Annotated in this window: 14 protein-coding genes; 8 read left to right on the top strand and 6 right to left on the bottom strand. The window is 63.0% G+C overall.

Annotated elements, in window-relative coordinates; genetic code table 11:
* On the bottom strand, positions 1-2,555 hold a 2,555-nt coding region (locus tag BN1134_RS03680), incomplete at its 3' end, for a bifunctional acetate--CoA ligase family protein/GNAT family N-acetyltransferase (RefSeq protein ID WP_042045310.1).
* Between the two features lie 150 nt (positions 2,556-2,705).
* Between BN1134_RS03680 and waaF the strand changes: the two genes are divergently transcribed.
* The 4 genes from waaF (at position 2,706) to BN1134_RS03665 (ending at position 5,711) form a co-directional block, all read left to right on the top strand.
* Positions 2,706-3,755, top strand: a complete 1,050-nt coding sequence (gene waaF, locus BN1134_RS03675) for a lipopolysaccharide heptosyltransferase II (protein WP_042045309.1) — start codon at positions 2,706-2,708, stop codon at positions 3,753-3,755.
* Positions 3,752-5,020 carry a lipid IV(A) 3-deoxy-D-manno-octulosonic acid transferase gene (gene waaA / locus BN1134_RS03670; RefSeq protein ID WP_042045308.1) on the top strand — a complete coding sequence of 423 codons (1,269 nt, stop codon included), beginning with the start codon at positions 3,752-3,754 and terminating at the stop codon, positions 5,018-5,020. Before waaF ends, waaA begins: the two co-directional genes overlap by 4 nt.
* 131 nt (positions 5,021-5,151) lie before the next feature.
* Positions 5,152-5,280 (top strand): hypothetical protein, encoded by a 129-nt coding sequence (locus tag BN1134_RS20270; RefSeq protein ID WP_156991643.1) that lies wholly within the window; start codon positions 5,152-5,154, stop codon positions 5,278-5,280.
* 89 nt (positions 5,281-5,369) lie between these two features.
* Positions 5,370-5,711, top strand: coding sequence for a DUF2799 domain-containing protein (locus BN1134_RS03665; protein ID WP_156991642.1), 342 nt, complete (start codon positions 5,370-5,372; stop codon positions 5,709-5,711).
* A gap of 1 nt (position 5,712) precedes the next feature.
* On the opposite strand, the gene BN1134_RS19930 is transcribed toward BN1134_RS03665, so the two are convergent.
* Both BN1134_RS19930 and BN1134_RS03660 read right to left on the bottom strand, forming a co-directional pair.
* Positions 5,713-5,880 (bottom strand): hypothetical protein, encoded by a 168-nt coding sequence (locus BN1134_RS19930; protein WP_193002764.1) that lies wholly within the window; start codon positions 5,878-5,880, stop codon positions 5,713-5,715.
* Between the two features lie 73 nt (positions 5,881-5,953).
* On the bottom strand, positions 5,954-6,379 hold the full coding sequence (locus BN1134_RS03660) for a flagellar basal body-associated FliL family protein (RefSeq protein WP_052449410.1): 426 nt from the start codon (positions 6,377-6,379) through the stop codon (positions 5,954-5,956).
* 145 nt (positions 6,380-6,524) lie between these two features.
* On the opposite strand from BN1134_RS03660, the gene BN1134_RS03655 reads away from it, so the two are divergent.
* From BN1134_RS03655 to BN1134_RS03645, 3 genes are all read left to right on the top strand, one after another.
* Entirely contained in the window at positions 6,525-7,055 is a 531-nt protein-coding gene (locus tag BN1134_RS03655) for a chorismate--pyruvate lyase family protein (RefSeq protein ID WP_042045305.1), read from the top strand.
* Complete coding sequence (gene ubiA, locus BN1134_RS03650) at positions 7,052-7,921, top strand: 4-hydroxybenzoate octaprenyltransferase (protein WP_042045304.1); 870 nt, start codon at positions 7,052-7,054, stop codon at positions 7,919-7,921. Before BN1134_RS03655 ends, ubiA begins: the two co-directional genes overlap by 4 nt.
* 546 nt (positions 7,922-8,467) lie before the next feature.
* Positions 8,468-9,388: a hypothetical protein gene (locus BN1134_RS03645; protein WP_042045303.1), complete on the top strand. Its 921-nt coding sequence runs from the start codon at positions 8,468-8,470 to the stop codon at positions 9,386-9,388.
* 189 nt (positions 9,389-9,577) lie between these two features.
* Here BN1134_RS03645 and glpG read toward each other — a convergent pair whose 3' ends face one another.
* Positions 9,578-10,408 (bottom strand): rhomboid family intramembrane serine protease GlpG, encoded by an 831-nt coding sequence (gene glpG / locus BN1134_RS03640; protein ID WP_042045302.1) that lies wholly within the window; start codon positions 10,406-10,408, stop codon positions 9,578-9,580.
* Positions 10,405-10,728 carry a thiosulfate sulfurtransferase GlpE gene (gene glpE / locus BN1134_RS03635; protein ID WP_042045301.1) on the bottom strand — a complete coding sequence of 108 codons (324 nt, stop codon included), beginning with the start codon at positions 10,726-10,728 and terminating at the stop codon, positions 10,405-10,407. Before glpE ends, glpG begins: the two co-directional genes overlap by 4 nt.
* Positions 10,729-10,882: 154 nt before the next feature.
* Here glpE and BN1134_RS03630 point away from each other — a divergent pair, with 154 nt between their 5' ends.
* On the top strand, positions 10,883-11,464 hold the full coding sequence (locus tag BN1134_RS03630; RefSeq protein WP_084214696.1) for a LysE family translocator: 582 nt from the start codon (positions 10,883-10,885) through the stop codon (positions 11,462-11,464).
* On the opposite strand, the gene BN1134_RS03625 is transcribed toward BN1134_RS03630, so the two are convergent.
* The coding region (locus tag BN1134_RS03625) for a helix-turn-helix transcriptional regulator (RefSeq protein WP_042045300.1) at positions 11,445-11,769 on the bottom strand (325 nt) is incomplete at its 5' end. The genes BN1134_RS03630 and BN1134_RS03625 overlap by 20 nt on opposite strands.

Below are 11,769 nucleotides of genomic sequence, written 5' to 3'. Positions count from 1 at the left end.
CCTGACGTGAGCGGCAACACCATGCTCACCAGATTGTCCTCCAGCGACACCGAGACCTCGAACCCCACCTTGCGCGCCAGCGCTATCATGCCGCGATTGCTCGGCATGGTGAGGCCTGAGAGCTGGCCAATCCCCTTGTCACGGGCGTAGCGCACCATCTTCTCCATCATGATTCTGCCAAGCCCCTGTCCTTTGAGGTCAGAGCGCACCAGCACGGCGAACTCCGCATCTTGCAAATCTGGTGTGGAGATAGCGCGCACCACGGCCAGGATCTGCCCCTGATAGGGGGCTTCTTGCCCGACGGCCACGAAGGCCATCTCCCGCTCGTAATCAATCTGGGTCATGCGGGCTAGCTCCTCATGGCCCAGCTCCCCAACGTCGGCGAAGAAGCGGCGATAGCGATCTTCATCCGAGACCAGCGAGACAAACTGCTTATGGGCCGGCTCATCTTCTGGGCGGATCGGGCGCAGCAGCAGGTGGCTGCCGCTATGTAGCCAGCCCCCCTCTTCCAGTTCGGTGGGATAGGCGCTGATGGCCAGCGGTGGCGGCGCCTCGTTGTCGAGTGTGATGGCGGCATCGAGCACGGTCATCTCTTCGCCCTGGGCAAGTAAGGGGTGAAGGTCCAGCTCGCTGATGGAGGGAAAGGCGATCAGCAGCTCCGAGAGCCGGTAGAGTACCTGGGCGAGTGCCGCCACGTTAAGTGGCGTGGGGCCGCCACGATCCCGGATACAGCCGCTACCCAGCGCCCCCAGCACTTGATAGCGAGCGAGAGTCTGATTGAGCGGCGGCAGTGAGGCCACCATGTGGTGTGGATGGGCGCCCGACTCCCCCAGCAGGATGACGGGGCCAAAAGCGGGATCGCGCTGGATGCGGATCCGCAGCTCGATGCCGCCGCTACGAGCCGCCATGCGCTGCACCAGCAATCCATCAATTCGGGCGCCAGGATGATTGCGCTGCACCCGATCGAGAATGGCATCGGCCGCCTGCGCCACTTCGGTCGAGGTGCGCAGATTGAGCATGACGCCGTGCACATCCGACTTATGAACAATATCCGGGGAGCGCAGCTTGAGGGCCACGGGATAACCAAGTTGCTCGGCCGTCAGGGTCGCCTCGATGGCGTCACCGACGATCCAGGTGTCCAGCGTGGTAAGCCCGGCGGCGGCCAGCAGTGGCTGGGCAAGATGGGTATCGAGACGGTGCTGCTGACGTTCATGAGCCTGATGGATCAACCGAGCGCAGGCCTCCACATCCAGGCTCCCCTCGAGCGTGGCCGGGGTCTCCATCAGCTGGCGCTGATTGCGGCCATATTCGACCATGTGCATGAAGGCGGCGACCGCCCCCTCCGGGGTGCGATAGGTGGGGATACCGGCCTCACTAAACAGGCGTCGTCCATGCTGGGCCGAGTATTCGCCCGCCCAGTTCGTCAGGATGTTGAAGCGGCGTGCCCTCGGGTGGTTGTGCAGAGCCTCGATGATGGCGCGAGCCAGCGCCTCCCCCTCTGCGGTAAGAGAGGGGGCGTGGATTAGCAGGATAGCGTTGGCCTGCTCCCCGTCGAGCAGAGAGTTCAGCGCCGCGAGGTAGGCGGCGACATCGGCATCGCTGCCGATATCCAGCGGCGTGCAGGCCGATTTGCCCCCCCGTTCGATCAACACATCCAGCGCCATATTGGCCAGACCGCGTCCATTGGCGATGATCGCCAGCCGATCCCCCTTCAGGTGAGGGGCGTGGCTCAGGGTCTCCACTGCGGCAAACAGCTCGTGGGTGTCACGCACCCGCAGCATGCCGGCACGGCGGATGGCGGCATCATAGACGTTGTCGGGGGTGCCCTCCTGACAGTGACGGCCGCTTTTTAGCACCAGGATCGGCTTGTTGCGAGCGGCCGCCCGCGCCGCCGACATAAAGCGGCGGGCATCCTTGACCCTGTCCATGTAGAGCAAGATGGCGCGGGTGGTTCCGTCGCGGGAGAGCTGATCGAGCAGCTCATCGGTGCCCACATCGCAATCCTCCCCCAGCGAAACGAAGGCGGAAAACCCTACCTCATGTAGCTTGGCCCAGTCGAGTATGGTGGTGCTCACCGCCGCCGACTGGGAGAGAAAGGCCACCTGTCCCGGTCGCGCGGCGATCGGGGAGAAGCTGGCGTTGATGCCGAGGTGAGGCATCAGCAGCCCCATGCTGTTGGGCCCCAACAGGCGTATCCCATACTGACGGCTCAGGGTCAGCAGGGTTGTGCGCTGCGCCGTATCGAAACCGGCGGCGAGCAGGATGGCGGCGCCCACCCCCTTGCGACCGAGCTCCTCGACCAGCGGCAACACCCGATGGGCTGCCGTGCAGACGATGGCAAGATCGGGGATGATGGGCAAGGCGGTGATGGAGGGGTAGCTCAGCACGCCGCACACGGCGCTATGGCGCGGGGTCACCGGCAGGATCGGGCCGCGGAACTGGCCATCGAGCAGATGGCGCATGATGACACAACCGGCCTTGGCGGGATTGGTCGAGGCGCCAATGATGGCGATGGAGGCGGGCTTGAGCAGGCGTTCCAGACCATGGGGTTTCATGGCGATCCTCGTCGGGTGTCGGTGCTCACCCAGTCTAGCCGGTTCCACAGGGGCGATCTGTGAGCGGGTGAGTGGAACTTATGTTACGCCATGGCGACAGGATTGGGGCATAATCACGCCCCAGCAAAGTGAGAGTCCGAGAGTCGGTAGATGAAGATATTGGTGATCGGCCCGTCCTGGGTCGGTGATATGGTCATGTCCCAGAGCCTCTACAAGGCGCTGAAGGCGAATCATCCTGGCAGTGAGTTACACGTGATGGCGCCGGCCTGGTGCCGTCCGTTGCTTGAGCGCATGCCCGAGGTGGACAAGGTGCTGCCGATGCCACTCGGCCACGGTGATTTCAAGCTGCTGGAGCGACGCCGGTTGGGCAAGCAGTTGCGGGCCGAAGGGTATGATCAGGCCATCATCCAGCCCAACTCCATGAAATCGGCGTTTATTCCTTTCTTTGCCGGGATTCCACTGCGCACCGGTTGGAAGGGGGAGCACCGTTATGGTCTGCTCAACGACCTGCGTGGCAACAAGTCGGCCTTCCCCCTGATGGTGGAGCGCTATGTGGCGCTTGCCTACCCCAAGGCGCAGATGAAGAGTCGCGCCGACCTGCCTGCGATCCCCCATCCCGCTCTCTCGGTGGACCTGGTTAACCAGCAGGCGGCCCTGACCCGACACGGGCTCGATACGGCGCGTCCGGTGCTGGTGCTCTGCCCTGGCGCCGAGTTCGGCCCGGCCAAGCGCTGGCCGGAGGGGCACTACGCCGTGGTGGCCCAGCAGCACCTGGACGAGGGGTGGCAGGTATGGATCTTCGGCTCGGGTAAGGATGCCGAGGTGGCCAACACCATTCGTGCACGCATCAATCCGCTCACCCGTGGCAACTGCCATGTGCTGGCAGGCAAGACCAACCTGCACGAGGCGATCGACCTGATGGCGCTGGCCGAGCGGGTGATCTCCAACGATTCGGGGCTGATGCACATCGCCGCCGCGCTCAACCGGCCGCTGATCGGTGTCTATGGCTCCACCTCTCCGCTCTATACTCCGCCCCTGGCCGAGCGGGTCGAGATCGTCCACACCGACATCGAGTGCCGTCCCTGCTTCAAGCGCACCTGTAAATACGGGCACCTCAAGTGCCTGCTCGAGCTGAGGCCGGATCTGGTCATCGCCGCCAGCAAGCGACTGGATCAAGACAGTGAGCAGGACGCCTCATGATCTGGCGGCTTGCCTACAACCTGCTTATCCACCTCGGGTTGCCGCTGGCGCTGCTGGCACTCTACAAGCCAAAGCGGGGCAAGCCGGGGTTTGGGGCGCGCTGGGCCGAACATCTTGGGCGGGTGCCGCCGACCGGGCAAGAGGCACCGCTCTGGATCCATGCGGTGAGTGTCGGCGAGACCCTTGCCATCACGCCGCTGATCCGCGCCCTCAAGGCCGAGCGCCCGGATCTGCCGATCCTGCTCACCACCACCACCCGCACCGGCGCCGATCAGGCGGCCAAGCTCGGGGAGCTGGTCGAGCATCGCTATGCGCCGCTCGATTACCCGTGGGCGGTGGCGGCCTTCCTCAGGCGGGTGCGTCCCCGCGCCCTCTGGGTGATGGAGACCGAGCTGTGGCCAAACTGGCTGGCCGCCTGTGCCCGGCAGCGTCTGCCGGTCAGCATCATCAACGCGCGTCTTTCCGAGCGCTCCTGCCGGCGCTATGCCCGCTTTCAGGGCGCCTTCGATACCCTGAGTCGCCCGCTGACCCACCTCTACTGCCAGCATCAGGATGATGCCGAGCGCTTCGCTCGCCTCGGCATCGGCCGCGAGCGGCTGGCGGTGACCGGCTCCATCAAGTTCGACATGCAGTTGAGCGATGAGGTGGTGGCCGGAGGCCGGGCCCTGCGCCACTCGTTTGGCGAGCGACCTGTCTGGATTGCTGCCAGTACCCATCAGGGTGAGGATGAGCAGGTGCTGGCGGCCCACCGCCGTGTGCTGGCCACCTATCCTCAGGCCCTGCTGATCCTGGTGCCGCGCCACCCGCAGCGTTTCGATCAGGTGGCTACCTTGTGCGCCACCGAGGGGATGCCCTGCGCGCGCCGCTCCCGTGGCGAGCAACCGGGCGATGAGACCCGGGTCTATCTCGGTGACACCATGGGCGAGCTGCCCTTGATGCTGGGGGCGGCGGACGTTGCCTTCGTCGGTGGCAGCCTGGTCGGGGTCGGTGGGCATAACCTGCTGGAGCCTGCCGCGCTCGGCAAACCTTGCCTGACCGGGCCCGCCTACTTCAACTTCAGCGACATCACCCGCCAGTTGCTCGAGCAAAAAGGGGCAGAGGTGGTCGCGGATGCCGAGGCCCTCGGGCGCTGTGTGAACCGTCTGCTTGGCGATGGTGCGGGACGCCGCGCCATGGGAGAGCAGGCCCGCGCCGTGGTGCTGCTCAATCAGGGGGCGCTGGCCCGCACCCTCTCGCTGGGCTTGGCGGCCCTGGCCGACGAGTAGCGGCAACCAGCTAAAAGACGGAGCGCATCGCGCTCCGTTTTGCTATGGGCAAAGGGGCAAGATGGGCGGCTGGCGCCTCGGCGATTTCGACATAGACTTGGATCGCTATCAAGCAGAAGGGAGGGGCCGCCATGGGTGGACACAAGCCTGATTATGACCTCGACGATGAGTGGGAGCCGGAGTCCTGGGAAGAGGATCTTGACGACTGGGAGGATGACGACAGTTGGCAGGAGGATGATGATTTTCCCGATGAGCGCTGATCCGGCGCCATAGTGGGCGGGCTAAATGGCCCGCCTGTTTGTTTTTGCCCGGTTCGGGCACAATGGCGTGAGGCCTCAATCGGATAGGGATGACGATGAGAAGAGCAATGGTGATAGTGACCCTGCTGCTGGCTGGTTGCGCCGGCCAGTCGGATGAGCCGTGTGAGCGTCCGTGGGACGGGGTGGGTGAGGCCGATGGCAAGCTTGGCCTGACCGAGCAGCGTCTGGCCGAGCATCAGGCGCTCTGTCCTGGCAAGGTGGACGAGCCCGGGTGGCGGCGGGGGTATCAGAACGGGTTGGCCTGGTACTGCCGGCCAGAGCATCTCTATCTGGCCGGCCGGGAGGGGGGCGCGTATCAAGGGGTTTGCCCAAACGATGCCCAGGCTCGCAAGCTGTTCTTGCAGGGCTCTCAGGGCTGGACCGATCGCTGAGTCACGCCTTTTTCTTTAGCTTGAGCGGGTGGCAGAGGTACTCTTTCTCCCCCGCGCTGCGCGCACACTTGGTGCAGATGAACTTGGGCTTGCGCACGATTTTTCGCAGCTCGCCCAGCGCCTCCGGGATCTCGTGGCGGCGCCATTCACACAGTGTCTTGCTGCCCATGCGCTCCTCCTTAACAACGGGACCCTCAGTCTACGCCACGGCGACAGCGGGCCGGCAGCGGTAATAACCGATGTCACTGATAGAGGAACTTGGTGAAGATGAGCTCCTTGATCGCCTTCTTGCCGCTCTCCTTGAGCAGCAGTTCGTTGGCCTTGGCCTCGCACTCCTTGCGCAGTTCCTCGCGGGTGGCCAGCGACTTGATCTGCTCACCGGTCTTGCTGCCAAGCAGGCGGATGATGGCGTCACGGATCAGCGGATCGTTGGCCTCCAGCAGCTTCTTGTCGGCCTCGCTCTCGGCCATCAACTCAATGGTGGCACGGATGTAACCAAGCGTTTTGCCGTCGCTCAGGTAGTTGGTGATGATGTCCGGCTCCAGCGCATAGTAGGATATCACCGGACCCGTCGGTGCCTGGGCGGTCTCTTCTCCTCCTTCGCTGGCCATGGCCCCGATCGGGGTCAGACAGAGCAGGGCAAGCAGGGCATATCTGGCAAGCGGCATGGCAAGATCCTGTTATAAGCGGTCGGCTTCCCATTCTTGTGCTGCCGGGCAGGCGCGTCAAGCGCCCCCGTTCTTACAATTTCTCTGCTTTTTACGGATAATGAGCGCTCTGTTAACCAAGGCTGGTGACCCGCCTGGAGTCGTGGTGAAGTCCGATCCCTCTGTTTCCTTCGTTCAGCTTGACCCCTGGTCCACTCCGGATGCGCGTCCGCTTCCCGAGGCCCTGGCGCCCTGGCTGCGGGAGATGGGCTCATTGACCCTGCGCCTGCGCGCTCATGCTCCGGGGTTTGCCCTCGAGTTGCTTGGTTACCGTGAACTGATGTTCGATGCCACCATAGCCCCGCTACTGGGAGAGTCACATGGGCTCTGTCGTGAGGTGGTGCTGCATGCCAGCGGCCGTCCCTGCGTCTATGGCTGGACCCTGCTGCCGGCGCGTGGCATGGCGTGCGCCACGCTCGGCAATCAGGGAGAGACGCCCCTCGGTGAGCTGGTGTTCAGCCACCGGGAGGCACAACGCCACCTGCTGGAGGTGGCCCGTTTTGCGGTGGAGCGCAGCCGCTGGAGTCCGGCCGCCACCCTGTGGGGGCGGCGCTCGCTGCTGGCGCTGGATGGAGTACCGCTGCTGGTGCATGAGCTGTTTCTGCCCGGCCTTTTCGATGCCAAGGAGTCTGTGTGAGCCTGATGACCAAGGAGCGCTGGTTGGCCTACCGCCAGCTGGCGCGCATCGACAAACCGATCGGCACTCTGCTGCTGCTGTGGCCCACCTTGTGGGCGCTCTGGCTGGCCGGGGCGGGGCGTCCCGACCCCTGGGTACTGCTGGTGTTTGTGATCGGCGTTTTTTTGATGCGTTCAGCCGGCTGTGTCATCAACGACTACGCCGATCGTGACTTCGACGGCCACGTTAAGCGCACGGCGGGGCGGCCGCTGGCGAGCGGAAGGGTCACCGAGCGCGAGGCGCTGCTGCTGTTTGCGGTGCTGGCCATTATCTCCTTCCTGCTGGTGCTCACCCTCAATCCGCTGACCATCATCATGTCGTTTGCCGGCATAGTGCTGGCGGTCTGCTACCCCTTCATGAAGCGTTTCATCCCCATCCCGCAGTTTGTGCTGGGGTTGGCCTTCTCCTGGTCCATTCCCATGGCATATGCGGCCCAGGCCAATGCCTTGCCGCCGATCGCCTGGCTGCTGTTTCTGGCCAACCTGCTGTGGACCATCGCCTATGACACCGAATACGCCATGGTGGACAGGGATGACGATCTCAAGCTCGGCCTCAAGTCGAGCGCCATCTGGTTTGGTCAGCGGGATCGCCACATCATCGGCCTGTTCCAGCTGGCGACCCTGCTCTGCATGGGCATGGTGGGGCTGCTGGCCGGCCTTGGGGCTGTCTATTACGCGGGGCTGATGGTGGCGGGGGCCATGTTCATCCAGCAGCAGCAGATGATCCGTGACCGCGAGCGTGAACCCTGCTTCAAGGCGTTCCTGGCCAACAATCAGGTCGGTATGGTGCTGTTTGCCGGTATCGTGCTCGATCCCCTGCTGCGCTGAGGCAAGCCACCAATCAAAATGCCTTATAGCGCGGTCATGCCAGTCAGGTGAGCCTGACTGGCATTGTTTTTTCTGGTTTTTTCACCGCTCTCTTCTGTGACCAGCCTTCACGCTGTGAGGGCTATTGTGTTCCCTTCATCTTGGCTGCATGGGCTACCCGATCTGCCACGCCAGATTTGTTTCGACCTCGCGCTCTGTGGGTGCCCCCATGTCATGTGAACGCTCAGAGCTGGCTCGTTCTGACTGCGCAGCGGATTGTGGGTCTTCGTCAGCCGCTTACCCACAACGCTTGCCGTCTTTCCCCCGCCTGCTTGCGGCGCCGTGTCAGTCTGTGCTGTGCTTCATCTGGCTATGTCTCGGCTCTATTTCCCTGTACTGGCTGGAGGGTGTGACGATACCCGCTCGAAATAGGGATAGTGGTCTATCGCGAGGAGCTAAAAAAGTTGAATAAGCGCTCCTGCTGTTTGTGAAGGTCGGAGTCCACCGGTTGTTGGAAGAATCACGACCACTGGCATCTTGGTTTTCATCAATGGGATGGTATTGCAGATGAATCATCATCGGTTAATGTGCGCGTTTTTGATGACCCTGAGTGCGGTATCCATGGCACAGGTTTGCCATGCTAACGACCGTGATCAACCGACGTTGTTGACTGTGACTACGCGGTTGGACAGCGCCACCCACTTGCGTACCTATAGCTACACCATTACGAACCCGAGTAGTAACACCGCTCCGATCGATCTGCTGCTTATCAAGCTTGAACCTGGGGTCAATGTGATCACTGACATCAGGTCACCACCTGGATGGCGGGTATTTTACGGCGACGATAAGGATCGGGTGATGTGGGCTGCAACGGAGTATTTTGATCTTGATAGAGAAGACCCAAATGGTAAGAGGATACCCAGTGATTATGCCGTGTCCCCCGGTCGCTCGCTTGCCGGGTTCTCTTTCAAGAGTGTTGGGCCGCCGGGCCCAGGGCTTGCCATCACCCAGTCGTTTGCCCCTATTTATGCACCACAGAGCGATGAGGAGCTTGAGGCTTTGGAAGCGAGTGAACATCACTCGAACCTGCCTGAAGATAATGGATTTCGAATCAGTACCACGGTACCGGTTCCAAATACGGATTGGCTGGGCAACCGAAGGCCATCTGTGGATGGATTCCTTGTCTTTGCCAATGTCCAGGATGGGGCGACCTATTCTGGATCGGTTCTGGTCGTTTTCCGCCTTGGAAGTGCTGAGGAGGTGGTTCACGCAGATACGCTCCAGGTGCGGCTCAATGGTAGTGATGTCACTGGAATGTTCAACTGGAGTAATGAGTTTAAGGGGTATGCAGCAACTTTCATACCGGGCTCGTCACCACTCCAGGAAGGAAGAAATGTGCTAGGAACATCGGTAGAAGGGGTTGTTCCTGGCTCGGTAGATCATCTGGCTAAGGATACGGATCGCCTCTCGTTCAACTTCACCCCGTGACAGGAGAGTGACTGCCCTGAAGTTGCACATGATGGTTAGGTCATGTCAGTGGCGCTGGATATGGCTGAACGATGGGATAGCGTCTTCCTGTTCACCTTCAATCGGGTGGACATGGTGCTCGATCCCCTGCTGCGCTGAAGCAACGGCACCAATAAAAAACGGCACCTTACGGTGCCGTTTTGCGTTGGTTCAGGCGTGGTGGCCGCGTCGATCCAGCCAGGCCTGGGCTAACCCGACCAGCAGGCCGCCGAGGTGCGCCAGGTTGCCGATGGGGCCAAGCAGGCCGGTGAAGCCGAGCGCCAGCCACAACAGCATGAAGCCCATCAGGGCCGGCGGCATCTGGATGCCGCAGTCAGGCTGCAAGCGACCACGCAGCCAGCCATAACCGAGCAGGGCATAGACCACGCCGGAGAGGCCGCCGAAGTAGGGGCCGCTGGCGAGGAACTCCGCCGTGTTGGAGAAGGCGGCCGAGACCAGGGTCAGGGTCAGCAGCTTGCCGCTGCCGATGCGTTGCTCAATCTGCCCGCCGAGGAACCACCACCACAGCAGGTTGAACACTAGGTGCAGCAGAGAGAGGTGGATGAGGCTGGGGGTGAAGAAGCGCCATACCTGCCAGTCCACGAAGTGGGTGAGATCCGGGTGGAAGGCGAGTGCCTCGAACAGGGGCAGGCCGATGGCATCCAGCGCATAGATAGCCACGCAGGCGATCAGCATCAGCAGGGTGAGCGGGCCCGAGTGGTGCAGAAAATCGGTCAGGGGATCGATCATGCCACGGCTGTAGTCGATGCGCGCATCGGCCCGGCCGGTCTGCCACGACGCCTCCATGTAGCGCGGATGGGTGGGCTCGGCGAGGAAGCGCTTCACCTCCTGCTGGGCCTGAGCGAGGCGCTGCTCGTCGGCCAGCCAGACCGTCACCCCCAGCTCGGACTGGGTCAGTTCGCAGGGGATCCCCAGGGTGCCGAGATAATCGACCAGCGCTTGGGCCATGCGGGCATTGTCGAGAACCAGCAGCTGGATCATGCCGCGCCGCTCTCCACCGGCAGGTCGCGGCGCCATGCCTCGAAGCCGCCTTCCAGGCTGTAGACCTCTTCATAACCCTGTTGCAGCAGGTACTGGGCCGCCCCCTGGCTGCTCACCCCGTGGTAGCACATGACGATGACCGGGGTGTCGAAGTCGGTCTCGTTCATGAACTGCACCAAACTGCCGTTGGTCAGGTGAAAGGCGCCGGGGGCGTGGCCCATGGCGAAGGATTGCGGGTCGCGGATGTCCACCAGACGAGCGTCACCGGCCGCCAGCTTCTGCTGGGCGTCGGCGGGGGAGATGTGGGCAAATTGATCCATGAAGGTGTCCTTACGGTTGCGTGGCCGCCAGTTTACTCCAAGCCGGGGGAGGGGCTCACCCAGAAAAAGGGGCTCCCCCTGCACAATTTCCTTCAATACCGGCGCCGGTCGATTCCCTATCGTGGCGGGAGTGATCACACGAAGGAGCCGTTACATGGAATTGAGTCTGTTGTTTTCAATGGCCGGGTTTGCGCTGGTCATGTCCCTCACGCCCGGGCCGGTCAACATGGTGGCGTTTGGTGCCGGGGCCCGCTACGGCTTTCGTGCGAGTCTGCGCCATGTGTGGGGCGCCACGGTGGGCTTTGTCCTGCTGCTGTTGCTGATGGGGGCCGGCCTGAATGAGGTGTTGCAGCGCTGGCCCGCGGTTGCCCTGATGCTGCATTGGAGTGGCCTGCTGTTTCTTGGCTATATGGCGTGGCTGCTGGTGGCCGATCGCGGTGAGCTGTCGCTGCGCGAGTCGGCCGCCCCGGCGCTGCATCACGGCGCCCTGATGCAGTGGCTCAACCCCAAGGCGTGGCTGGCGGCCAGCATGGGGGCAGCCAGTTACGGGGCGGGAGTGGGGGCGCTGCTGCTGTTTTCCCTCATCTATCTGGTGATCTGCCTGCTGAGCATCGCCTGCTGGGCTTATGCCGGCAGCCGCTTGCAACACCACCTGTGGGCCCCACGCCAGCAGCGCTGGTTCAACCGGGCCATGACGGCCCTGCTGCTCGGGATGATCATCGAGTTGGCGTGGTAAGGGATTGCCGGTAACAGCCGGGAGTGGCCGCCACCCGCCGCTTGAAATGGTGCTGGAAGTGGGCCTGATCGGCAAAGCCGCAGCGTAGCGCCACCTCGGCCAGCGGCGTGCCGCGGCGCAGCAGCTGCCTGGCGTGGCGGATGCGCCGGTCGAGCAGGTAGGCGTGGGGCGTCATGCCATAGTGGCGGGCAAAGCTGCGCACCAAGTGCGAGGGGGTGATACCGGCCACCTTGGCCAGCTCGGCCAGGGTGAGGGGGCGGGTGTACTCATCGCGGATCAGCTCGGCGGCCCGCTCCAGGTGGGCG

The organism is Aeromonas simiae, assembly GCF_000820125.1.
Lineage (GTDB): Bacteria > Pseudomonadota > Gammaproteobacteria > Enterobacterales > Aeromonadaceae > Aeromonas > Aeromonas simiae.
Note: the sequence above shows the minus strand (reverse complement) of the source record. Positions and strands in the feature narration are given on the sequence as shown.